General features: G+C 54.2%; 22 protein-coding genes. 9 read left to right on the top strand and 13 right to left on the bottom strand.

Translation table 11 applies throughout. The annotated features are described in order from the left end of the window. Window positions 1-75: 75 nt before the first annotated feature. Together ribD and nrdR are read right to left on the bottom strand one after the other, a co-directional pair. Window positions 76-1,179, bottom strand: a complete 1,104-nt coding sequence (gene ribD / locus QQZ17_RS20635) for a bifunctional diaminohydroxyphosphoribosylaminopyrimidine deaminase/5-amino-6-(5-phosphoribosylamino)uracil reductase RibD (protein WP_152405661.1) — start codon at window positions 1,177-1,179, stop codon at window positions 76-78. 3 nt (window positions 1,180-1,182) lie between these two features. Beyond that, window positions 1,183-1,632, bottom strand: a complete 450-nt coding sequence (gene nrdR / locus QQZ17_RS20630; RefSeq protein ID WP_042324561.1) for a transcriptional regulator NrdR — start codon at window positions 1,630-1,632, stop codon at window positions 1,183-1,185. Window positions 1,633-1,784: 152 nt separating this feature from the next. On the opposite strand from nrdR, the gene QQZ17_RS20625 reads away from it, so the two are divergent. Both QQZ17_RS20625 and QQZ17_RS20620 read left to right on the top strand, forming a co-directional pair. After that, entirely contained in the window at window positions 1,785-2,324 is a 540-nt protein-coding gene (locus tag QQZ17_RS20625) for a DUF3251 domain-containing protein (RefSeq protein ID WP_152405662.1), read from the top strand. A 298-nt stretch (window positions 2,325-2,622) separates the two neighbouring features. Further along, window positions 2,623-3,507, top strand: coding sequence for a nucleoside-specific channel-forming protein Tsx (locus QQZ17_RS20620; protein ID WP_152405663.1), 885 nt, complete (start codon window positions 2,623-2,625; stop codon window positions 3,505-3,507). Between the two features lie 44 nt (window positions 3,508-3,551). On the opposite strand, the gene QQZ17_RS20615 is transcribed toward QQZ17_RS20620, so the two are convergent. The 7 genes from QQZ17_RS20615 to queA form a co-directional block, all read right to left on the bottom strand. After that, window positions 3,552-4,244 (bottom strand): helix-turn-helix transcriptional regulator, encoded by a 693-nt coding sequence (locus tag QQZ17_RS20615; protein ID WP_152405664.1) that lies wholly within the window; start codon window positions 4,242-4,244, stop codon window positions 3,552-3,554. 15 nt (window positions 4,245-4,259) lie between these two features. Then, complete coding sequence (locus QQZ17_RS20610) at window positions 4,260-4,625, bottom strand: VOC family protein (protein ID WP_152405665.1); 366 nt, start codon at window positions 4,623-4,625, stop codon at window positions 4,260-4,262. A gap of 152 nt (window positions 4,626-4,777) precedes the next feature. Continuing rightward, window positions 4,778-5,749 carry a protein translocase subunit SecF gene (secF, locus tag QQZ17_RS20605; RefSeq protein WP_046476190.1) on the bottom strand — a complete coding sequence of 324 codons (972 nt, stop codon included), beginning with the start codon at window positions 5,747-5,749 and terminating at the stop codon, window positions 4,778-4,780. A gap of 10 nt (window positions 5,750-5,759) precedes the next feature. Next, window positions 5,760-7,607: a protein translocase subunit SecD gene (gene secD, locus QQZ17_RS20600; RefSeq protein WP_080949854.1), complete on the bottom strand. Its 1,848-nt coding sequence runs from the start codon at window positions 7,605-7,607 to the stop codon at window positions 5,760-5,762. A 27-nt stretch (window positions 7,608-7,634) separates the two neighbouring features. Next, window positions 7,635-7,967, bottom strand: coding sequence for a preprotein translocase subunit YajC (gene yajC, locus QQZ17_RS20595; RefSeq protein ID WP_042324569.1), 333 nt, complete (start codon window positions 7,965-7,967; stop codon window positions 7,635-7,637). A gap of 22 nt (window positions 7,968-7,989) precedes the next feature. Continuing rightward, window positions 7,990-9,117, bottom strand: coding sequence for a tRNA guanosine(34) transglycosylase Tgt (gene tgt, locus QQZ17_RS20590; RefSeq protein WP_152405666.1), 1,128 nt, complete (start codon window positions 9,115-9,117; stop codon window positions 7,990-7,992). Window positions 9,118-9,171: 54 nt separating this feature from the next. Beyond that, a complete protein-coding gene (queA, locus tag QQZ17_RS20585; RefSeq protein WP_152405667.1) occupies window positions 9,172-10,242 on the bottom strand; it encodes a tRNA preQ1(34) S-adenosylmethionine ribosyltransferase-isomerase QueA in 1,071 nt (356 codons plus the stop codon). A 211-nt stretch (window positions 10,243-10,453) separates the two neighbouring features. Here queA and acpH point away from each other — a divergent pair, with 211 nt between their 5' ends. From acpH to fba, 7 genes are all read left to right on the top strand, one after another. Continuing rightward, window positions 10,454-11,035 (top strand): ACP phosphodiesterase, encoded by a 582-nt coding sequence (acpH, locus tag QQZ17_RS20580; RefSeq protein WP_152405668.1) that lies wholly within the window; start codon window positions 10,454-10,456, stop codon window positions 11,033-11,035. A gap of 251 nt (window positions 11,036-11,286) precedes the next feature. Next, window positions 11,287-11,889 carry a peroxiredoxin gene (locus QQZ17_RS20575; RefSeq protein ID WP_152405669.1) on the top strand — a complete coding sequence of 201 codons (603 nt, stop codon included), beginning with the start codon at window positions 11,287-11,289 and terminating at the stop codon, window positions 11,887-11,889. Window positions 11,890-12,350: 461 nt separating this feature from the next. Then, on the top strand, window positions 12,351-12,794 hold the full coding sequence (locus QQZ17_RS20570; RefSeq protein ID WP_152406385.1) for a PTS sugar transporter subunit IIA: 444 nt from the start codon (window positions 12,351-12,353) through the stop codon (window positions 12,792-12,794). A 5-nt stretch (window positions 12,795-12,799) separates the two neighbouring features. Continuing rightward, window positions 12,800-13,087, top strand: a complete 288-nt coding sequence (locus QQZ17_RS20565; protein ID WP_004099415.1) for a PTS sugar transporter subunit IIB — start codon at window positions 12,800-12,802, stop codon at window positions 13,085-13,087. 20 nt (window positions 13,088-13,107) lie between these two features. Further along, window positions 13,108-14,499 carry a PTS ascorbate transporter subunit IIC gene (locus QQZ17_RS20560; protein ID WP_152405670.1) on the top strand — a complete coding sequence of 464 codons (1,392 nt, stop codon included), beginning with the start codon at window positions 13,108-13,110 and terminating at the stop codon, window positions 14,497-14,499. A 66-nt stretch (window positions 14,500-14,565) separates the two neighbouring features. After that, a complete protein-coding gene (locus QQZ17_RS20555) occupies window positions 14,566-15,528 on the top strand; it encodes a carbohydrate kinase family protein (protein WP_152405671.1) in 963 nt (320 codons plus the stop codon). 29 nt (window positions 15,529-15,557) lie between these two features. Beyond that, window positions 15,558-16,418 (top strand): class II fructose-1,6-bisphosphate aldolase, encoded by an 861-nt coding sequence (gene fba, locus QQZ17_RS20550; protein WP_152405672.1) that lies wholly within the window; start codon window positions 15,558-15,560, stop codon window positions 16,416-16,418. On the opposite strand, the gene QQZ17_RS20545 is transcribed toward fba, so the two are convergent. The 4 genes from QQZ17_RS20545 to QQZ17_RS20530 form a co-directional block, all read right to left on the bottom strand. Next, the gene (locus QQZ17_RS20545; protein ID WP_268879011.1) at window positions 16,415-16,537 is read right to left on the bottom strand and encodes a hypothetical protein; all 123 of its coding nucleotides are present in this window, start codon (window positions 16,535-16,537) and stop codon (window positions 16,415-16,417) included. The genes fba and QQZ17_RS20545 overlap by 4 nt on opposite strands. Continuing rightward, a complete protein-coding gene (locus QQZ17_RS20540) occupies window positions 16,524-17,918 on the bottom strand; it encodes a DUF3999 domain-containing protein (RefSeq protein ID WP_152405673.1) in 1,395 nt (464 codons plus the stop codon). The genes QQZ17_RS20545 and QQZ17_RS20540 overlap by 14 nt, the downstream gene beginning before the upstream one ends. Next, complete coding sequence (locus tag QQZ17_RS20535) at window positions 17,915-20,593, bottom strand: DUF2339 domain-containing protein (protein ID WP_152405674.1); 2,679 nt, start codon at window positions 20,591-20,593, stop codon at window positions 17,915-17,917. The genes QQZ17_RS20540 and QQZ17_RS20535 overlap by 4 nt, the downstream gene beginning before the upstream one ends. Window positions 20,594-20,729: 136 nt before the next feature. Next, on the bottom strand, window positions 20,730-22,598 hold the full coding sequence (locus QQZ17_RS20530; protein ID WP_152405675.1) for an amidohydrolase: 1,869 nt from the start codon (window positions 22,596-22,598) through the stop codon (window positions 20,730-20,732). Between the last annotated feature and the right edge of the window lie 17 nt (window positions 22,599-22,615).

Here is a 22,615-nt window from a genome sequence, read left to right as displayed (position 1 = left end):
GTTCGATATGGCCCCGTAAGGGGGGCGGATTTTATCATAATATTCTGTGCGCTGCTTCCTCTAATTAGGAAAGCCTCACGCAGGGGTTAAATGCAGGCAAACGTCCGGGCCCACCTGTCGTATCTCATTGAATTTGAAATGGGGGGCGTCAGCCAGTTTCTCAAGCCCTGGCAACACACATAATCCCCTGGCATCACTGCCTAACAGTGTAGGCGCAAGATAAACGATAAGCTCGTCAACCACGCCGGCCTGCAAGAGCGCGCCGGCAAGCGTAGGCCCGGCCTCCACCCACAGACTGTTAATCTGCTGTTTGCCCAGCAGCATCATCAGCACCACCAGATCCAGATGACCGTTATGCTCCGGCACCATAATCGTGCGGACCGAATCGGGCCAGGCGCGCCCGTCTTCTTTCGTGCGCGCAATCCAGGTTTCTCCTGGCTGCTGAACCAAACGGTGTTCCGGCGTCACGCGGTTCTGACTGTCGATAACCATTCGCACCGGCTGGCGCAGGGCATCCTGTGGGTAAACCGACTGCGTCGCCTCGCCCAGTTCCGACCAGCGCACGGTGAGCTGCGGGTCGTCTGCCAGCACCGTCGCGCTGCTGGTCAAAATAGCGTGGCTTTGCGCACGCAGACGCTGAACATCGCGTCGCGCCTGCGGCGACGTTATCCACTGGCTTTCGCCGCTGGCCATCGCCGTGCGACCGTCCAGCGAAGCGCCGAGCTTCAGTTGCACATACGGAAACCCGGTGCGCATCCGTTTAAGAAAACCTTTATTTAACGCTTCGACTTCGCTCATCATCAGCCCGTGGCTGACCTCGATCCCCGCCTGTTGCAGGCGATACAACCCGCGTCCCGCTACTTGCGGATTGGGGTCCTGCATCGCCGCAACCACACGGGAGACACCAGCGGCGATCAGCGCGTCGCAACACGGCGGCGTGCGGCCATGATGGCTGCACGGTTCAAGCGTGACGTACGCGGTGGCCCCTTTGGCCTTTTCGCCAGCCATACGCAGGGCATGTACTTCCGCATGCGGTTCACCGGCACGGTGATGATAGCCTTCGCCGACAACTTCGCCTTGATTGACGATCACACAGCCGACGTTAGGGTTGGGATGGGTGGTAAACCGCCCGCGCTGCGCCAGCTTCAGCGCTCGCGCCATGTATAACTCATCCTGCATGGCTTAATCCTGTAGGCGAGCGATCTCTTCGCCAAATTCTTTGATATCTTCGAAGCTGCGGTAAACTGAGGCAAAGCGGATGTAGGCGACCTTATCGAGTTTTTTCAATTGTTCCATCACCAGATTGCCAATCATTTTACTGGGGACTTCACGCTCGCCGGTGGCGCGCAGCTGCGACTTAATGTGATTCAACGCCATTTCGACGTCGTCGGAACTCACGGGACGCTTTTCCAGCGCGCGTTGCATTCCGCTGCGCAGCTTTTCTTCATTAAACGGTTCGCGCACGTCGTTGCTTTTTACAACGCGTGGCATCACCAGTTCCGCCACTTCAAACGTGGTGAAACGTTCATTACAAACCAGACACTGCCGACGGCGGCGTACTGAAGAGCCCTCGCCCACAAGACGAGAGTCAATTACCTTAGTGTCTACGGCGAAACAGAATGGGCAATGCATACGGCGTCCTGACCAGGTGGTTAACAGAAATCTATTTTAACCTGAACTGACGTGACAACAAAGGCGCAACGCTTTTGAGACAATGGATCGATGTCTTTGTCCCTTTTACGATCTACCATTAGGTCATCGCCACAATTCAGGAAATAAGAGAGATGACAAGACGTTACCTAAGAATTATCCTGGTGGGAAGCCTCTTTAGTTTGAGCGCCTGCGCGCAACAAAGCGAAGTGCGCCAGATGCATCAAAGCGTTTCGACGCTCAATAAAGAGATGAACCAGCTTAATCAGGAAACCGTGAAGATTACCCAGCAAAACAGTCTGAACGTCAAATCAAGCAGCGGCGTTTATCTGCTACCGGGTTCCAATACGCCAGCGCGTCTGAACAGCCAGATCGGTACCCTGCGCATGTCACTTATCAACATTGCGCCAAACGCGGCTGGCACCCGAGTGACGCTGCGTATTCAGGGTGAGTCAAACGATCCGCTGCCAGCGTTTAGCGGCACCGTTGAGTATGGGCAAATTCAGGGAACAACTGACAATTATCAGGAAGTAAATGTCCAGAATCAGTTGATCAATGCCCCGGCCAGCGTGCTGGCGCCTAGCGATGTAGACATCCCGCTACAGTTGAATGGCATAACCCCCGATCGGTTAGGATTCGTTCGTATTCACGACATCCAGCCTGTTACGCAATAAACCTTCCTGCGGAACGTTTTGTGCGTTCCGCAACATCCATCCCCTACCTTTTGTTACTCCTCTGACATCCACGTCGTTTTTTGTCAACGTTGGCAATCGGCATGAAAGTCAGTACAATCGCCGCGCTAAAGTACGCAAACGTGAACGCAATCGATTACGTAAATGATAGAACTGTGAAACAAGACATATTTTTGTGAGCAATGATTTCTATAATAGGCTCGCAGAAACACGAAATATTCAGAAACGCTATTTGCGCCTTTTTCACTCCCGTCAGGGATTTCAAACAGTGGCATACAATATGAAAAAAACATTACTTGCAGCCGGTGCCGTGCTCGCGCTCTCCTCGTCATTCGCCGTCAACGCTGCGGAAAATGACAAACCGCAGTATCTTTCCGACTGGTGGCACCAGAGCGTCAACGTCGTCGGGAGCTACCACACCCGTTTCGGACCGCAGATCCGTAACGATACCTATCTGGAATATGAAGCTTTCGCGAAAAAAGACTGGTTCGACTTCTATGGCTACATGGATGCGCCGGTATTCTTCGGCGGTAACACCGACGCGAAAGGGATCTGGAACCACGGTTCTCCGCTGTTTATGGAAATCGAACCGCGTTTCTCCATCGACAAACTGACCGGTGCTGACCTGAGCTTTGGTCCGTTTAAAGAGTGGTACTTCGCCAACAACTACATCTACGACATGGGTCGTAACAAAGATGGCCGTCAGAGCACCTGGTACATGGGTCTGGGTACGGATATCGATACCGGCCTGCCGATGAGCCTGTCTCTGAACGTGTACGCCAAGTACCAGTGGCAGAACTACGGCGCAGCAAACGAAAACGAATGGGACGGCTACCGTTTCAAAGTGAAATACTTCGTGCCGATTACCGAACTGTGGGGCGGTAACCTGAGCTACATCGGCTTCACCAACTTTGACTGGGGTTCCGATCTGGGCGACAACGACTTCTCCGATCTGAACGGCAATAAAGCGCGTACCAACGACTCCATCGCCTCCAGCCATATTCTGGCGCTGAACTACGACCACTGGCACTACTCGGTTGTGGCGCGTTACTGGCATAACGGTGGTCAATGGAACGACGACGCTGAGCTGAACTTCGGTAAAGGCAACTTCAACGTTCGCTCTACCGGTTGGGGTGGTTACCTGGTTGTCGGTTACAACTTCTGATAACGCCCCTTCCCCTGCAAAAGCCAGCCTGACCGCTGGCTTTTTTATGCGTGCGTTTCGTCGCGGATTTTACGTAAAAAATCACTGAGCGAACGGTCAGCGCGCTCGCAAAATCGCCTGTCGAGCGGCGTGATGCTTAAACAACGATCGACACGAAAACAGCGATAGTCTTCGCGCCGCTCGCACCAGGCCACCAACAGCCAGAACTTCCCTTCGAAGAAGATCCCTAACGGTTGCACATCCCGCCAGGAAAGTTGCCCCGCTTCGTCGCGGTAATGCAGTGCCAGCACCTGCTGAGTGGTCACCGCCCGGTGGATCACATCGAACGCGCTGCGTGAATGCAGTTGTCTGCCAAAGTCCGGCGCGAAGATGCGCGCCTGCTCGGCTTTGCGCCGGCTTTCTTCCGGCAATATCGCCAGCACCTTTTCCTGCGCTGACTCCAGTTCTCTGGAGAGCAAATCGCCGCCCCAGGTGTGCAGCAGACGAATGGCGGCAATCAGCGCTTCAGACTCCCGGTGCGTCAACATCAGCGGCGGAAGATCAAACCCCGCCATCAGACGATAACCGCTCCCCGCCTCCCCTTCGACAGGCACGCCAGAGAGCGAGAGGTCACGGATATCACGATAGATAGTCCGCTCCGAAACCTCCAGCCGCTCCGCCAGCAGCGCTGCCGTTGTCAGCCGCCTGCCACGCAGGATCTGTACTATCTGGAACAAGCGGTCAGCGCGACGGGTCATAATTGCTCTCTGTGATTAAGCCGGTTGATGTAAACCCACACGGTTACCTTCGCTGTCGGTAAACAGCGCAATGGTGCCGATCCCTTTACCGAGATCGTGCGGGCCAAACACGCATTTTCCACCCGCGCTGGCAACGCGATCCAGCGTGGCATTGAGATCCCCGGTATGCAGATAAATAATCGCCCCCTGCAATGAAGGTGTAATGCCGTCAAACTTCGCCAGCGCACCGCCGGTAGCCGGTTCGTCATACGGGAAAACCGCCAGATCGGCGACGTCCATTTTTTCACGACGCAGCGACAGCCCCATGACCGGCTCGTAAAACGCAATCGCGCGTTCCATATCCGTAACGGGAATTTCAAACCAATTGATAATGCTTTTCATCGTTCCTCCTGCCTGTGTGGGTAAATTCAGGAAGAGGATAAAACAGGGCTCCTGACAGCATAGTGTCAGTAGGGTTTGCGGAACAAGAGAAAGGTAGAAAAGAAAAATCCCGATCGAATGACCGGGATTTTACGCATTGGCTGAACGTCAGTTTACGGCAGAATAGACGGCTGGTCCGCCCCTTCTTTCTCGACTTTCTGCTGCAGCATATGCTCACGCTTCATGCCGAGCTTCAGCGCCAGCGCCGATGCTACGTAAATGGATGACGCCGTACCGATGGACACCCCGATCAGCATGGTCAGCGAGAAGCCTTCCAGCACCGGACCACCGAACAGGAACAGCATCAGGATTACCATTAACGTCGTACCAGAGGTAATCAACGTACGATGCAGCGTCTGGGTCAGTGACACGTTAAAGATTTCATAAGGCGTCCCGCGACGAATTTTGCGGAAGTTTTCACGAATACGGTCAGAAACCACGATGCTGTCGTTAAGCGAGTAACCGATAACGGACATCAGCGATGCCACGATTGTCAGGTCGATCTCGATATGGAATAACGACAGGATCCCCAGTGTGATGATGACGTCGTGCGCCAGCGCGATAACAACGCCTGCCGCCAGTCGCCATTCAAAACGGATCCCGACGTAGACCAGGATTGAGATCAGCGCCGCCAGCAGCGCCATCGCACCGGTTTGCGCCAGATCGGCACCCACGCTCGGTCCGACGAATTCAATGCGCTTCACTGCTGCGTTCTGGTTGGTGGATTCGTTAATCACACTCAACACTTTGCTACCCAGCACCTGACCGCCGTTTGCCCCTTCGGTCGGCGGCATACGCACCATGATGTCGTGGCTGCTGCCGAAGTTCTGTAAAAGCGGATCAACAAAGCCCGCTTTTTCCAGTGCGTCGCGCATCACGTCCATCTCAGCCGGTTTTTCCAGCGTGATTTCAATCACCGTACCACCGGTGAAATCGAGACCCCAGTTAAAGCCGCGCACGCCCATCACGATGATGGCCAACACCAGCAGCAGACCTGAGATGCCGAAAGCCCAGTAGTCCCAGCGCATAAAGTCGATGACTTTACGGCCGTGGTTCAATTGTTCAACAGTATATTCCTGTGCCACTTCGCACTCCTCAGATTGACAGCTTTTTGACGCGCTTGCCGCCATACAACAGGTTTACGATGGCACGAGTACCGACGATCGCGGTAAACATCGACGTCGCCACACCGATACCGGTAGTAATCGCGAACCCTTTAATTGCCCCGGTGCCGACGGCGTACAGGATGATGACCTTAATCAGCGTCGTAATGTTCGCATCAAAGATGGAACTGAACGCGCCCGCATACCCTTCGTTGATCGCCTGCTGCACCGAACGTCCGTTACTCAACTCTTCTTTGATACGTTCGTTGATCAGGACGTTCGCATCGACGGCGACGGCAAGGGTTAAGACGATCCCCGCAATCCCCGGCATACTCAGCGTTGCCCCCGGCAGCAGCGACATAATGCCGACAATCAGCACCAGGTTAGCAACCAGCGCGCTGGTCGCAATCAGACCAAATTTCTTGTAGAACAGAATCATGAACAGAATGGATACGGCCAGACCGGCCAGACACGCTTCCAGACCCTGCTTGATGTTCTGCATCCCCAGAGTTGGACCGATGGTCCGTTCTTCAACAATCTGAATCGGCGCAATCAGCGCACCGGCACGCAGCAGCAGAGAGAGCTGACGCGCTTCGTTCGGGTTGTTGATCCCGGTAATACGGAAGCTGTTACCCAGACGAGACTGGATGTTGGCGATGTTAATCACCTCTTCCTGTTTCACCAGTACCGCACGACCGTTCGCATCTTTTTTACCGCTGTCTTTATACTCCACAAACAGGGTCGCCATCGGTTTACCGATGTTGTCCTTAGTGAAGTTAGACATGATGTTGCCACCTGCGCTATCCAGCGAGATGTTCACCTGCGGTTGGTTGTATTCGTCCTGGCTTGAAGTGGAGTCAGTGATATGGTCACCGGTCAGGATCACGCGTTTGTACAGCACGACTGGCTGACCTTCGCGCGACTGTTTCACTTCGGAATCGCCCGGTACGCGACCAGAGGCCGCCGCAGACTGATCAACGTTAGTGTTGACCAGACGGAACTCCAGCGTTGCCGTCGCGCCGAGAATCTCTTTCGCACGCGCCGTGTCCTGAATACCCGGCAGTTCGACCACGATACGATCCGCGCCCTGGCGTTGTACCACCGGTTCGGCAACGCCCAACTGGTTCACACGGTTACGCAGGATGTTGATGTTCTGTTGTACCGCGTATTCACGCGCTTCGCTCAGACGGGCATCGGTCATCACCGCACGCAGCGCATTGCTGCCCTGGCTTGTGATAACCAGATCCTGGTGACGCTTGCTGAGGTAAGCAATCGCTTTATCACGCGCACTGGCATCACGGAAGTTAATGCTCAGACCGTAATTGTCTTCTTTACGAACGGTGGTATACGGGATGCCTTCTGTACGCAGATCGCTGCGCAGGCTGTCGATATTTTGTTCCTGGAGTTTACCCAGCGCGGTATCCATATCCACTTCCATCAGGAAGTGAACGCCGCCACGCAGGTCAAGACCGAGTTTCATCGGTTCTGCTTTGATGGCCGCTAACCAGCGCGGGGTTGCCGGAGCAAGGTTAAGCGCCACGACGTATTTATCACCCAGCACGTCCACCAGCGCTTCACGTGCGCGCAGTTGGGTATCGGTGGTGTCGAAGCGCGCAAGAATCGCGCCCTCTTCCAGTGCCACAGACTTAGCGGTAATTTTTTCTTGTTGTAACGTATTCTGGACCTGGATCAGCGTTTGCTCACTGGCGGCGACACCGCGCGCGCCAGTGATTTGAACGGCCGGATCCTCACCATACAGGTTGGGAAGCGCATACAGCAGACCGACGACAATAACGACGATCAGCATGATGTACTTCCACAAAGGATAACGGTTTAACACGGCAGTTCCCTTAGGGAAAAGTTACTATTACAGCGCCTTCATGGTGCCTTTCGGCAGAACGGCAGCTACGAAGTCACGCTTGATAACCACTTCAGTGGTATCGTTCAGTGCGATAGCGATGTAACCAGATTCTGCAACTTTGGTTACTCGACCTACCAGGCCACCGTTAGTCAGGACTTCATCACCTTTCGCGATGGAGGCCATCAGATTTTTATGCTCTTTGGTGCGCTTCTGCTGTGGGCGCAGGATCATGAAATAGAAAATCAGACCAAACACCACCAGCATCAGAATCAGAGACATCGGGCTGCCCTGCGCCGGAGCACCTGTTGCCGCTACCGCATCAGAAATAAAAAAGCTCATTCAAATTCCCTCATTATTAAAATTAATCAACGTTCAAAGGTGGAACCGGTCGACCCTGACGTTGGTAAAACTCGGTCACGAAGCTCTCTAATTTACCCTCTTCAATAGCCTTGCGTAAACCCGCCATCAAACGCTGGTAGTAACGCAGGTTATGAATCGTGTTGAGTCGCGCGCCCAATATTTCGTTGCAACGATCAAGATGATGCAAGTAGGCACGTGAATAATTGCGACAGGTGTAGCAATCACACTCAGCATCGAGTGGGCCGGTATCGCTCTTATACTTCGCATTGCGAATTTTCACCACGCCATCCGTCACGAACAGGTGACCATTACGGGCATTGCGGGTTGGCATCACACAGTCAAACATGTCGATGCCGCGACGCACGCCTTCAACCAGATCTTCTGGTTTACCGACGCCCATCAGGTAACGCGGTTTATCTGCCGGAATTTGTGGGCAAACATGCTCCAGAATACGGTGCATGTCCTCTTTGGGCTCGCCCACAGCCAAACCGCCGACAGCGTAGCCATCAAAGCCAATCTCTACCAGACCTTTCACCGAGATATCACGTAAATCTTCGTAAACGCTGCCCTGAATGATGCCGAAAAGCGCATTTTTATTGCCCAGGCCGTCAAAACGGTCGCGGCTACGCTTCGCCCAGCGCAGTGACATCTCCATCGATCGTTTAGCATAGTCCCAGTCCGCCGGGTACGGCGTGCATTCGTCAAAAATCATGACAATATCGGAACCGAGATCGTACTGAATCTCCATCGACTTTTCTGGATCGAGGAAAATCGGATCGCCGTTGATCGGGTTGCGGAAGTGCACGCCCTGTTCGGTTATCTTACGAATATCACCCAGGCTGAAGACCTGGAAACCACCGGAGTCGGTCAGAATCGGGCCTTTCCACTGCATAAAGTCATGCAGATCGCCGTGCAGTTTCATGATCTCCTGACCAGGACGCAGCCAGAGATGGAAGGTATTACCGAGGATAATTTGCGCGCCGGTCGCTTCAACTTCTTCCGGCGTCATGCCTTTAACGGTGCCGTAGGTCCCTACGGGCATAAAAGCAGGCGTTTCCACTACGCCACGATCAAACACCAGGCGGCCACGGCGGGCACGTCCGTCGGTGGTATCCAGTTCGAATTTCATTTTTTCTCCAGTACGTCAGAAAAACAGTCCAACGTGTCAACCAGCGCTGCGGATTTATTCCCCAACGCGTTCATTCAAAGCTTGCGGATTGTACGTGATAAACATCGCGTCTCCGTAGCTAAAAAAGCGATAATTTTGTTCTACCGCCGCCTTGTAGGCATTCATCGTATGCTGATAACCAGCAAACGCCGAGACCAGCATAATCAATGTCGACTCAGGCAAATGGAAGTTGGTCACCAATGCATCAATCACGTTGTATTGATAACCTGGGTAGATGAAGATCTGTGTGTCGCCAAAGAACGGTTCAATGAGCGCGTTCTTTGCCGCCTGCGCTGCGCTCTCCAGAGAACGTACCGAGGTTGTGCCCACCGCAATCACCCGATTTCCGCGCGCTTTCGCCGCCAGCACCGCGTCCACCACCTCTTGCGGCACTTCCGCATACTCAGAGTGCATGATGTGGTCTTCAATGGTATCCACACGCACCGGCTGGAACGTCCCCGCGCCGACGTGCAGCGTCACAAACGCCATCTCAACGCCTTTCTCGCGCAGTTTGTCCAGCAGCGGTTCGTCAAAGTGCAGGCCTGCGGTCGGCGCGGCTACGGCGCCGGGTTTTTCGCTGTACACCGTCTGGTAAAGCTCACGGTCGGCGTCTTCATCCGGACGGTCGATGTACGGCGGCAGCGGCATATGACCGATAGCATTGAGAATATCCAGAACCGGACGCGCGTCGTTAAATTCGACTTCAAACAGCGCGCCGTGGCGGGCCGTCATCGTCGCATTGATACTTTCATCATCGCCAAGCAGGAGTTCTGCGCCCGGTTTCGGCGCTTTGGAGGCGCGAATATGCGCGAGGATACGTTTATCATCCAGCATGCGCTCAACGAGGACTTCAATCTTGCCGCCGCTGGCTTTACGACCAAACAGACGTGCCGGGATCACACGGGTATTATTAAAGACCAGCAGATCGCCAGGGTTGAGCTTATCGAGCAGATCGGTGAAAGTACCATGCGTCAGCGCGCCCGTCGGCCCGTCCAGCGACAGCAAACGGCAGCTACTGCGTTCCGGCTGTGGGTAGTGGGCAATCAGGGATTCGGGTAATTCAAAGGAAAAATCGGTAACGCGCATGACACTGACTCGGACTAAAATAAGAGGCGGGTAGTCTAGTGCCGGGGCGCTCTCCCTGCAACCTTTACCCCGCAGTAGAGTTATAATACTCTAAATAATTCATGTTGCAGGAAGGCGGCAACTGAGAGAATGCCCGGGAGCTTAGTAAACTAAGTGACCGGGAAGAACGAAGGAAGCCAACACACCTGCAACCTGAAGTATGACGAGTATTATGAATTTTCTAGCTCACCTACATCTTGCACATCTCGCTGACAGCTCACTTTCCGGCAATCTGCTGGCCGATTTTGTGCGGGGAAATCCGCAATCGAACTTTGCGCCTGATGTGGTGGACGGTATTTTTATGCATCGTCGAATCGATGTGATGACCGACAACCTGCCGGAGGTCCGCGAGGCGCGCGAATGGTTTCGCAGCGAAACGCGTCGCGTCGCACCCATCACGCTCGACGTGATGTGGGATCATTTTCTCTCACGCCACTGGGCGCAACTCTCCCCGGACTTCCCCTTACAGGCTTTTGTGCGTTACGCCCATGCCCAGGTCGAGATTATACTGCCGGAGTCGCCCCCGCGTTTTGTGAATCTGAATAACTACCTGTGGTCGGAAAAGTGGCTGGAGCGTTACCGTGATATGGACTTCATACAGGATGTCCTTAATGGGATGGCCAGTCGCCGCCCCCGCCTTGATGCCCTTCGCGACTCCTGGTACGACCTGGATACCCACTACGATGCCCTGGAAGCGCGCTTCTGGCAGTTTTATCCGCGCATGATGGAGCAGGCGAAAAACAAGCAGCTTTAATTTACACGTCATCCTTCAAACCGCCTCTGCGTTGGCTGCGTCGGCTCACCCCCGTCACTTACTTGAGTAAGCTCCTGGGGGTTCTCAGACTTGCCGCCTTGATGCAACTTGAATGATTTTGTGTAGAGAGGCCAGATTGATAGGCAAAAGCTCACTGAACGATTGTCAGCGCCTCTTTGTCTTATTCGCCATCACCTTCTATACTGGCCCGCGTTGCGTTCCAAAACCCCTTAACTTTGCAGGAGAATAATATGGTACTGGTGACTCGTCAGGCTCCGGATTTCACAGCAGCTGCGGTACTCGGTAGCGGTGAGATTGTTGAAAACTTCAATTTCAAACAGCACACCAACGGCAAAACGACCGTTCTGTTCTTCTGGCCAATGGACTTCACTTTCGTTTGCCCGTCTGAACTGATCGCGTTCGACAAACGTTACGAAGAATTCCAGAAGCGCGGCGTTGAAGTGGTTGGCGTTTCTTTTGACTCCGAATTCGTCCACAACGCATGGCGTAACACCCCTGTCGACAAAGGCGGCATCGGTGCAGTGAAATACGCAATGGTTGCTGACGTTAAGCGTGAAATTCAGAAAGCCTACGGCATCGAGCACCCGGAAGCGGGCGTTGCGCTGCGTGGTTCTTTCCTGATCGACGCAAACGGCGTGGTTCGCCACCAGGTCGTTAACGACCTGCCGCTGGGTCGTAACATCGACGAAATGCTGCGTATGGTTGATGCGCTGCAGTTCCACGAAGAGCACGGCGAAGTTTGCCCGGCACAGTGGGAAAAAGGTAAAGAAGGTATGAACGCGTCTCCGGACGGCGTTGCAAAATACCTGACCGAAAACGTCTCCAACCTGTAATCGATATGAATTAAAGAAAAGGCTCGCCACGGCGAGCCTTTTTTGTTTTCTGACCGCCAGGCCTTACCTTCTCGCAACACCTTTTTAACCCATCGTCCTACAAATATTGATATCGTAAATGACTAAAATCGCCATTCGGCCTGTTTTTTGCCAACTCGTTCAAACTTTGTGAAAAAAACACCTCATTATTTGTGATTAAGGCCACATTACTTCATTTTAAATTCAGACATTTGACGGCTTATCTTTACTTTCCGTTTCTTCCGCGAGAAAAGAAATCAACGCAACTCATTGATATAAAACAATATAAAAAATAATCCGTTTGTCGATAAAATAATTCCAACATTCCTCTGGTGTGATCGACTTCAACATTTAAAAATCCATATGTGATCTGACCCATAATTTTTGTTGATATATTTGGCCATGATCGAGTTCAGAAATATGAACGCATTAAGGATCGGATGATGGACATTATTTTTAACCCTGGACTGATTACGCTTAAGCAGAATATTTCCAGCCCCGAACAGGCTATCGAATTGGCGGGCTCGTTACTGGTCCGGCAAAATATTTGTCGCCCGGAATATGTCGGTGAAATGGTTAAGGTCTACCGGGATTTCGGTTCCGCCATTGTTATCGACTCAGGCCTGGCGATGCCCCATGCCCGGCCAGAAAAAGGCGCATTGCTAACCGGATTTTCTTTAGTCACCAGTCAACAACCGATCGCCTTTGGTCATGAGGAGTTTGATCCGGTTTATGTCATCATCGCCATCGCTGGCGCGGATGCCGATAGTCATATAAGAATGATCCAACTGATAGCCTCGCTGATTGAGTCCGATATCGTGACCTTTCTTCAACAGGAGAATGACATTAATTCAGTATTACATTTCATCCAAAAACAAATGGAGTAGTCATTATGTTAGTTATCAGAACGGTTTGTGGTAACGGTATTGGCAGTTCATTAATGGCTGCGAATAATGTCAAAAAAATATGTGATGAATTAGGCATCAAAGCCGACGTTGCTTCCGTTGATTTCGCAAACGCCGTAGGAGAAAAAGCCGATCTTTATGTCACGATCAAAGAGCTGGCAAACCAGTTTCCTGCGCACTGTAACGTCGCCATTATTCGTAGCTACGTGCACAAAGCGAAAATTGCTGAAGATATTACCGAAGCACTCACCAAAATTGCTGCAACTCACTCTTAATCATTATTGAGGGAACGATCATGCAGGCTATTCTTAGTTTCTTATCAGAAATATTTAGCCAACCCGCATTCCTGATGGGGATTATCGCATTTGTCGGTTTAGTGGCGCTGCGCTCCCCGGGGAATAAATTGCTCACCGGTACCTTAAAGCCTATTTTAGGGTATTTAATGTTAAGTGCAGGTGCTGGTGTTATCGTTGCCAACCTGAACCCGCTTGGCGGAATTATCGAAGCCGGATTTAATATTCGCGGCGTTATCCCCAACAACGAGGCCATTGTTTCCGTCGCGCAGAAGGTGCTGGGTGTGGAAACCATGAGCATTTTGCTGTTAGGCTTTATTTTTAACCTCATTATTGCTCGCTGTACTAAATACAAATATATCTTTTTGACCGGCCACCACTCTTTCTTTCTGGCGTGTCTGTTCTCTGCGGTACTACAGGCAGCAGAATTCCGCGGCTGGATGTTGGTGTTAATTGGTGGTTTCCTGCTCGGCTCATGGTCTGCCATTTCCCCGGCAATCGGTCAGCGGTATACCAAACAGGTGACTGAAGACGGTGGTATTGCGATGGGGCACTTTGGCTCCCTGGGCTATTACATCTCCGCCTGGATCGCCACGAAAACCGGTAACCCGGCAAACTCATTCGCTGATACTGAAATCTCAGAAAAGTGGGGCTTTCTGCGCGATACCACGGTTACTACCGGGATTGTGATGTTCATTATCTACTTTGTATGCAGCGCCGTCGCCGGCACTGAATATCTACGTACGATAACGGACCAGAACATGTTGATCTTCTCTATCCTTACCGGTCTGCAGTTCGCGGTTGGCGTCGCCATCGTCTACAACGGCGTGCGACTGATCCTCGGCGATCTGGTTCCGGCATTCCAGGGGATTAGCCAGAAGCTGATACCTGACTCGATCCCTGCCGTTGACTGCGCGGTCTTCTTCACCTTTAGCCCAACCGCAGTCGTCGTGGGCTTTATCAGCTCATTCGTTGGCGGTCTGGTCGGTATGCTCATGCTGGGCGGACTGGGGATGGCGCTGATTATTCCGGGCATGGTCCCGCACTTCTTCTGCGGCGGGACTTCCGGGGTATTCGCCGACAAGCTTGGCGGTAAACGCGGCTGCATCATCGCTTCCTTTATCGGCGGCATATTCCTTGCATTCCTGCCAGCCATGCTGCTTCCGGCCCTGGGTAACCTGGGTTTTGAAAACAGCACCTTCGCTGACTTTGACTTCGCGGTGTGGGGAATTATTATCGGTAACGCCTTCACCCAGTTTGGACAGATCACTATCTATCTGATTTGTCTGGCGCTTATCATCGCACTGCTGGTGCCATTCTGCTTCCGTTCGGTTCGCGTGGTCGGTGACACACTCAGCTATGAGGAGCTCACTGCGGATAAGAAAAATGAATAAGCAGTTTCATTTTTCCCTGCGGGAAGGGATCTCTTCCCGCAGCTGACAAAATAATCAGGAGTTGTTATGGCTATCTTGTCCATTGGGTTTTCATGTTTTGATCAGTTTTTCTTTTTGAACGAATGGCCGCAGGAAAATACAAAGAATTTCTGCCATGACTTTATTGAAAGTGGCGGCGGTCCGGCAGCAAACGCAGCGTGGCTACTGGGATTATGGGGCGAAGATGTTTATTACATCGGTCATCTGAACCAGGACCTTTACGGCCGGCGTATTATCGATGAGTTTGCTGAAGCGGGCGTCGATACCAGCCAGGTCGTCTTCTCAGATGAAATGATCACGCCGCTGGCATCGGTGTTGGTGAACCGTTTAACGGGGTCGCGGACGATTATTACCCGTAAAATGCAGACGCCACCGTCACTAACCTATGACCAGAAGCTCAAGCTTGACGATCTGGCTGAACGGTTGATTGCATCAGAAGAGCCAGTAACGCTATTAATTGATGGTCATGAAGCAGAAATCAGTGAGTATTTAATTAAGAAACTCCCCTCGGCGCGAGTGGTTATGGATGGCGGTTCATTGCGTGACAGTAATATTAAACTCGCGGCCTGGACCGATTACTTTGTGGTCAGCGAGCATTTTGCCCGTGACTATATGGGATACCACGCGCTGAGTACCGAAGCGGAAATTAAAGCAGCACTTATCGAGTTAAATAAAATTTGTCGCGGGGAAGCATTTATTACGCTCGGGGAAAAGGGTTGTGCACTATTAAAAAATGGGATGCTGCAAATTGTACCTGCCTGGCTGTGCAACGCCGTTGATACCACGGGGGCAGGAGATGTATTCCACGGAGCCTTTACCTACGGTGTTCATTACTCATGGCATATTGATAATATTATTTTATTTGCCAGCCTGACTGCCGCAATTTCAATAGAAAAAAAAGGCGTACGCGAATCAATGCCGGACCTTGCCGTTGTCCACAACTCGTTAAATAGCTACGAAAGAAACTTAAAGCAATATTATGGCGAGTGATTGCTTTTAATTAATATCAAGAGGTGATTATGTTAGTTTCTATGAAGGACATGCTTCAGCATGCCCTACGGGACGGTTATGCCGTAGGGCAATTCAATATCAATAATCTTGAATGGGTCGGTGCCGTATTAAGCACCGGACAACAGCTGCGCTCTCCGGTTATTTTAGGTGTTTCCGGTGGTACGGTTAAACATATGCTGGGATTAAAATGTATTCATGACATCGTGGTTAATGCGATAGATTATTTAAACATTGATATTCCGGTCGCCCTGCACCTGGATCATGGGACCACCCGCGAAGCTTGCGAAGCGGCTATCGACGCTGGATTCAGTTCCATTATGTTTGATGGTTCGCATCTGCCGTTTAACGAGAACCTGGCCATCACCCGTCATCTGGTGGAACTGGCCCACAGCAAAGGTGTTTCGGTTGAGGCTGAACTCGGCACCATCGCCGGCAGCGAAGACGGTATTGTCAATTCCGAGGTGATTTACGCCGATCCCCAGGAGTGCTACACCCTGGTCAAAGAAACCCAGGTTGATTGTCTGGCCGCCGCGCTGGGTTCAACCCATGGGCTGTATAAAGGCAAAGCTAAACTGGGGTTTACGGAGATGAAAACCATTTCCGGGCTGGTACAAGTGCCTCTGGTATTGCATGGCGGCACCGGTATTGCCGACGACGACATGCGTAAAGCCATTGCCTGCGGTACAGCAAAAATTAACGTCAATACCGAAAATATGTACGCCTGGTGCCAGGAAGTGAAAGCGATATTTGCCGCCGATACCGGTCACGACGTGAATGATCCGCGTAAAGTGATCAATCAGGGGCTGAAACCGGTACGGGAGATGATTGCGCGGCGCATCGAGCTTTTTGGCTCGCAAAACCGCTATTAGACACGTGTTGCGTTATAGACTGACGTCCCGTCAGGAAGAAACCCGCCGCCGGTCACCGCCGGGGCGGGCTGATGATGGGCTCGCCATGACGAGCCTTTTAACGACTTACTGCGTGCCATCCTTTTTGACTTCCCGCCAGATGCGCCACGCCATGAGCGCCAGCACGGCGACGCCGAGTATCAGCGCCCCCCACACGAGCACCGTTTTCCACTGGCTTTGCTGCTCAGCGGCCGACGTTGCCGTCAGTCGCGCCTCGCCGCCGAGTGCAACATCCCCCTGGGGCACAGCCCCCGGCAGAGAGTCAATTTCCTGCGTTTTACGCAGCGATGCCGGGATCAGCAGATCAAGACCAATGTCCGCCTTTTGCGCAGCCCGATTTCCCCAGGCCAGCATGTAAGGCCCTTTCCCCTGCGTATTGAACACTAGCTGATAGCTGTCTCGCGCCCCACTCAACGCAGGCATTCTCTCCGGCAGGCGGGCGTTAATGGTCGTCATCCGAACGGCCTCAACCAACTGACCGGAAAGACGAATATCCTCCGAACGCTTGCCGTTCAGGCGGTAAAGCACGGTTTTTGTCAGCGGTTGCCAGGGCGCTTTTTCAGCGCTACGCCATGACAGCGCTACTGGTAAAACCCCTTCATCGTCCAGATCGATTCTGAGCGAGGTCAGCGGCTGCGGCTGCGCCCAGTGCCAGACCGCTTCGTCATTTGACACCTTCTCTTCTTGCGCGCCGATCTCGATACGTGCGGATTCCGGTTCTCTGCTTTCGGCAATAGCGCTCACGCTGTTTATCGTCAGCGCCGGGCTTTGCGAGTCGAGGATCACCAGCAGGTAGCGATTGCCATTGGCAGAAAGCGTCAGGCTGGTGCCAATGGTGTCCATTTTCAGCCGATCGTTATCACGCGTCAGCTCCATCAACGGCGCCTCTTCCTGCACGGTCCGCCAGTAGCGTAGATCACGACTGACATAGACCGAGGCTTTCCCCTGCCAGTTGCCCGTCGGGGTATTCCAGTTCAGACGCAATTGCTCCAGGGAAAAACTGTCTTCCATCTCCTCCGGCAGCATCAGTAAATAGCTCTGTCCGACGGTCTTAACGTCATCACTTTCCAGGTGAATTTCAATGCCTGTCTTCGAGCGTAAGACAAAAGATTCCCCATTACGTCTCCCCTCCTCATGCGGCGGGACGGGTGACATATCCAGAGGAAAAAGGCGCAATGCGACCGTTTGCGGCGTAACGGGCTGGGTTTTCTGCGCCACCAGCGTAAACGGCACCGTCTCGCCGGCATGGTTAAAGACACGAACATCGCGTAAATCCGGCCAGGCGGTCCCCTGATACACGGTTTGCGGGAGTGACACGCGATACCACGGCGATGCGCCGAGGGTTTCCAGCATAACGCCCGTCGCGTAATCCATCGGGGACTCCGTCACGTCATCACTACTGACGGCGGTTCCTGCTACGCCCAGCAGCACGCTACATAATACCGCTTTCATCCATTTCATTTTTCTTCTCCAGCTTTGGGCGGTAACGGTGAAAAATACCCGACAATGAGCACCAGTATAGCCACACCGATAAACGCGACCGCACGCGCCAGGCCACCGCCGCCCGCGCTGTCCACCAGCATCAGTTTCACAATCACAATCCCTAACAATACCGCCCCGCACAGCCATTCGCGACGAGAGCGATAGCGGGTCGCGCGCAGCATCACCACCAGTGCAACCAGCATCCAGAACAGAGCAAAGCAGGTCTGAATCAGCCGTGAATCCCACAGTGATTCCATGCTCCACGCCACGTCGCCATACCAGGCCAACGCGCGCAGCAGCATACCATTCAGCCACCAGAAGCCGAGGGCCATCAGCGCAACCACAGGCCATGGGCGACATACCGAGAGTTGCACCGGGAAAAAGCGCAGGGAAGCGCGATAAAACACCATCAATCCCAGCAGCGCAAAAGCCGCCCCTTCTTCCAGCGGGTTGATCAGCGGCAGATATGTCTGACGATAGACCACGCCGTCCTGCAAATTCGTCAACACTAACAGACCGGCCAGCGTTGCTGCGACGGGAATCAGCGCCTGACAGGCATACAACGCGGGCCAGACCCGGAACGGCCAGAACTGACGACGAACGGCCATCGCGACGAGGAAAATCAGTCCCCCGCCGGCCGCCATTGCTACACCGCTTCCCCAGGCTGCCATTCCCCACGGTAGATCGCGGGCAAACCAGAACAGTTCCGCCGACAGCGCAAACAGAATTGTCCAGAAGAACGAGAGATGCACCAGTCTGGAAAGACGCGGTGGTAACGCCTCAGCATCGCGCCAGAGCAACGCCACCGCAGCCGGTAATGCCAGACACCAGGCCAGATTCTGCCAGCCTGCGGCAAAAATCTGCTGCTGGGAAATCTGATACAGCAGAGCCACCAGCATCATCGGCCACAGGAGCCATTTGCTGACATCCAGTGCCTGCCACGTCAGGCGCGCGGCGGCAAATCGCCAGCACCAGACCGACACGGCCATCAGCGCCAGCACGCCCGCCATCACCTGCGAATCGGTGGTCAACAGCCACTGCGCTGCGCCAACGAGCGCCACGATCCAGAAGATCACGCCCCCCGCCAGCAGTCCCATGCTGCCGCGCAGATCAATCTTGCGCCACAGCCACGCACCCGCCAACCAGCAGACGCTGAGTACGGCAAAGATAAGCATCAGCGAAAGCGCAGTAGTGTTGTTCGCCTGCGCCCACAGTGCGCTGCCGAGCGCCAGCACCAGCAGCGCGGTGCCGCTGTAACTCATGCGGCGCTGCTGCTGTTGCACACCCAGCCACAAAATCCCCAATCCTTCCAGCGCCCAGGCCATGGCCGTCCACTGCGCCGACAGCGCCAGCGGGATAGCAAGGGTGGTAAACGCGCCGCCCAGCGCCAGCGCGGCCAGCACCAGCGGACGCCCCAGTGACGGATAGCGGCGTAATGCCAGCCATGACAGCACCAGATAAAAACCGCCGTAGCCCAGCGCGCTGAGCGCCGGACCATATTCCCAATGGCGAGTGATGGCGTACTGCATGCCAAAACCAATGAGCGGCGGCGCAAACAGCAGCACTCCATCAATAATCTGTTTGCCCTTCGCCTGCGAGCGCAGCGACAGCGCCACGCTCAGCACGCCAAAAAGCAGAATATTGGCAATCAGGAACAGCTGGCAGTTCAGGTAAAACGCCGGCTGATAGTCATTCAGCCCCCAGAGACCGCCCACGCCGAAGGTAAAGATCAGCCCGAGCAGATTAAGCTCACGCCAGTGTTGCCAGACGCTGATCGCCAGAATGCCGACCGACAGCAACAGATAAAAGGAGAACAGCGCCACGTAGTTGCCGCTTCCCGTCGAAAGCAGTAATGGCGCAAGATAGCCACCGAGGCTCGCCAGCATCGCCAGACTGAGCGCTTTTTGCAAAATCGCCAGCCCAACGCTCGCCGCGCAGATGACCACCAGCAGCACAAAGGCCAGCGTCATTGGCAGCATCTGCCAGAGGCGAAACGCGCCAAAGACGGTGAGGTAGAGCGCGCCCGTTGCCCCGCCCTGCAAAATGAGGGCATAGACCGGCTGTTTATGCCGCAGACGCCAGCCTATCGCCAGCAGGACAATCGCAAACAGCGCCGCCGCAACCAGGCGCAGTTCAAGCGGGAACAGGGAGTGCTCAACCGTATAGCGCAGCAGGAAAGAGAGGCCGAGGAAGAGAAGCAGGATCCCCAGTTTTGCCAGCGGGTTGCCCTGCATAAACCAGCGCACCAGCGACGACATCACGCCGCCAAAGGCAGAAGGTTGCACGCCCGCTTCAGGGGATGCTTTTTCGACGATAGTCTCTGCTTCGACAATAGTCTCGGCGATTGCCGCGTCCTGCGGCGTATGCGAGCGCCAGGGGTTAGCGGGAGTCGGCTTCGGTTTGGGTTCTGGCACCGCCACCGGGATCGGGGCCGGTTTAGCCTCCATGACCGTCTCTGCGGGCTGAACCGCTGCCGTCGGTGTTATCGCGGGCGCAACGACGCCGCGTTGTTCCAGGTCTTCGACCCGTTGGCGTAACCGGGCAAGCTCACCGCGCATCGCCGAACTGCGATTGAAAGCGACAATCGACAGGATCGGCACCACCACCAGCGCGAAGAACAAAAAGACGCAGCCAAGGATTAAAAGGTCGTCCATGTATCCACCTTCACTGTATTAGGACAGTCCAGAATGACATAAATTGTTGCATTTGCGCCATATCTGTTAGCAGAGTGAACCCCTTTTCAGACAATATATTCAGCCTCTGCACATAAGCAGAGGCCGTAAGACAGGATTAAAACGCGAAGCACGAGCAGCCGAGTGCGCCCCAGAAGGCGCGATCGTCAGACACCGGGATCCCCGACTGACGGGCGATATCATGCTGATGGCCGTGCACGCCACAGCTACCGCAGCACTGGTGCATCTGCACCACCGCGCCCACTTTCGCCGCGGTCGGCGGTGCCGGGCGGTAGTGTCCCGGAACGTTCACTACCGGAGACCAGTCCGGTACGACCGGAATCGACGGCGGCGCCAGCGGCGTGAACTGACCGGCGGCATACACCACTTTGCCATCGACAACCGTCATCACCGACTCAATGCCTTTGATCTCCTCTTCCGGCACGCTGAAGTAGTCTTTTGACAGCACCACCAGGTCGGCCAGTTGATCTTTGGCAATGCGCCCTTTTTTACCCTGCTCGCTGGAAAACCACGCGCTTCCTGCCGTCCACAGTTCCAGCGCCACGTCGCGCGGCAGACGGTTGTTGTCGTCATACATCGCCATCCCGCCGACCGTCCGCCCGGAAACCAGCCAGTACAGCGCCATCCACGGGTTATAGCTGGCGACGCGAGTGGCATCGGTTCCAAGCCCCACCGGCACTCCGGCGGCCAGCATTTTCGCCACCGGCGGCGTATGTTTCACGGCCTCTTTCCCGTAGCGGTCGATAAAATATTCGCCCTGGAACGCCATGCGATGCTGTACCGCAATGCCGCCGCCCAGCGCTTTCACGCGATCGATATTGCGCTCGCTGATGGTTTCGGCGTGATCGAAGAACCAGTGCAGGCCATTGAACGGAATATCACGGTTCACTTTCTCGAACACATCCAGCATCCGGCTGATGGACTCATCGTAAGTGGCATGCAGACGGAATGGCCAGCGGTGTTCCACCAGATGGCGCACTACGCGCTCCAGCTCATCCTCCATCCCTTCCGGCAAATCCGGGCGCGGTTGCAGGAAATCTTCGAAGTCCGCGGCGGAGAAGACCAGCATCTCACCGGCACCGTTCGCACGATAGAAATCGGTTCCCTGGCCCGGCTTGAGCATATCGGTCCAGCGTTCGAAATCGTCCAGTTCCTGCTTCGGTCGCTGAGTAAACAGGTTATAGGCAATACGCACCGTCATCTGGTGATTAGCATGCAACTGCTCGATGATCTCGTAATCTTCCGGGTAGTTCTGAAAACCACCGCCTGCGTCAATGGCGCTGGTCAGCCCGAGACGATTCAGTTCGCGCATAAACTGGCGGGTGGAGTTCACCTGCATCTCCAGCGGTAGCTTCGGCCCTTTGGCCAGCGTCGAATAAAGGATCATGGCATTCGGTTTGGCGATCAGCATCCCGGTGGGATTACCGTTGCCATCGCGGACGATCTCGCCGCCCGCCGGATCGGGCGTTGCTTTGGTGTATCCCACGGCTTTCAGCGCCGCGCGGTTTAACAGCGCGCGATCGTACAGATGCAGAACGAAAACGGGGGTATCCGGCGCGGCGTCATTGAGCTCTTCCAGCGTCGGCATCCGTCGTTCGGCAAACTGAAATTCGCTCCAGCCACCCACCACGCGAACCCACTGCGGCGACGGGGTGCGGTCAGCCTGTTCTTTCAGCATACGCAGCGCATCGGCCACGGACGGTACGCCTTCCCAGCGCAGCTCAAGGTTGTAATTCAACCCACCACGGATCAGATGCAGGTGGGAATCATTAAGTCCCGGAATCACAGTGTGACCTTTCAGATCAACCACCTGCGTACCGTCAGCGGCAAAACGCATTACCTGATCGTGCGTTCCCGTGGCGAGAATTTTTCCATCCTTGATGGCCACGGCGTCAGCCTGTGGGCTGTGACTGTCGAGGGTATGTATTTTTCCGTGGGTCAGAATCAATGAGGCAGTTTGAGACATAACACTCTCCTGACGAA

Origin of the sequence: Citrobacter sp. T1.2D-1 (assembly GCF_950098555.1) — a bacterium.
Taxonomy (GTDB): Bacteria; Pseudomonadota; Gammaproteobacteria; order Enterobacterales; family Enterobacteriaceae; genus Citrobacter_A; species Citrobacter_A telavivensis.
This window is presented reverse-complemented; position numbering and strand designations above follow the sequence as displayed.

Coding starts and splice junctions, on each gene's coding strand:
- acpH (WP_152405668.1), top strand. CDS start 10,454: ATGAATTTTCTAGCTCACCTACATCTTGCACATCTCGCTGACAGCTCA.
- QQZ17_RS20555 (WP_152405671.1), top strand. CDS start 14,566: ATGGCTATCTTGTCCATTGGGTTTTCATGTTTTGATCAGTTTTTCTTT.
- nrdR (WP_042324561.1), bottom strand. CDS start 1,632: ATGCATTGCCCATTCTGTTTCGCCGTAGACACTAAGGTAATTGACTCT.
- QQZ17_RS20560 (WP_152405670.1), top strand. CDS start 13,108: ATGCAGGCTATTCTTAGTTTCTTATCAGAAATATTTAGCCAACCCGCA.
- QQZ17_RS20535 (WP_152405674.1), bottom strand. CDS start 20,593: ATGGACGACCTTTTAATCCTTGGCTGCGTCTTTTTGTTCTTCGCGCTG.
- QQZ17_RS20570 (WP_152406385.1), top strand. CDS start 12,351: ATGGACATTATTTTTAACCCTGGACTGATTACGCTTAAGCAGAATATT.
- fba (WP_152405672.1), top strand. CDS start 15,558: ATGTTAGTTTCTATGAAGGACATGCTTCAGCATGCCCTACGGGACGGT.
- yajC (WP_042324569.1), bottom strand. CDS start 7,967: ATGAGCTTTTTTATTTCTGATGCGGTAGCGGCAACAGGTGCTCCGGCG.
- QQZ17_RS20565 (WP_004099415.1), top strand. CDS start 12,800: ATGTTAGTTATCAGAACGGTTTGTGGTAACGGTATTGGCAGTTCATTA.
- QQZ17_RS20575 (WP_152405669.1), top strand. CDS start 11,287: ATGGTACTGGTGACTCGTCAGGCTCCGGATTTCACAGCAGCTGCGGTA.
- QQZ17_RS20540 (WP_152405673.1), bottom strand. CDS start 17,918: ATGAAATGGATGAAAGCGGTATTATGTAGCGTGCTGCTGGGCGTAGCA.
- queA (WP_152405667.1), bottom strand. CDS start 10,242: ATGCGCGTTACCGATTTTTCCTTTGAATTACCCGAATCCCTGATTGCC.
- QQZ17_RS20620 (WP_152405663.1), top strand. CDS start 2,623: ATGAAAAAAACATTACTTGCAGCCGGTGCCGTGCTCGCGCTCTCCTCG.
- QQZ17_RS20625 (WP_152405662.1), top strand. CDS start 1,785: ATGACAAGACGTTACCTAAGAATTATCCTGGTGGGAAGCCTCTTTAGT.
- QQZ17_RS20545 (WP_268879011.1), bottom strand. CDS start 16,537: ATGGCACGCAGTAAGTCGTTAAAAGGCTCGTCATGGCGAGCCCATCAT.
- tgt (WP_152405666.1), bottom strand. CDS start 9,117: ATGAAATTCGAACTGGATACCACCGACGGACGTGCCCGCCGTGGCCGC.
- QQZ17_RS20615 (WP_152405664.1), bottom strand. CDS start 4,244: ATGACCCGTCGCGCTGACCGCTTGTTCCAGATAGTACAGATCCTGCGT.
- QQZ17_RS20530 (WP_152405675.1), bottom strand. CDS start 22,598: ATGTCTCAAACTGCCTCATTGATTCTGACCCACGGAAAAATACATACC.
- ribD (WP_152405661.1), bottom strand. CDS start 1,179: ATGCAGGATGAGTTATACATGGCGCGAGCGCTGAAGCTGGCGCAGCGC.
- QQZ17_RS20610 (WP_152405665.1), bottom strand. CDS start 4,625: ATGAAAAGCATTATCAATTGGTTTGAAATTCCCGTTACGGATATGGAA.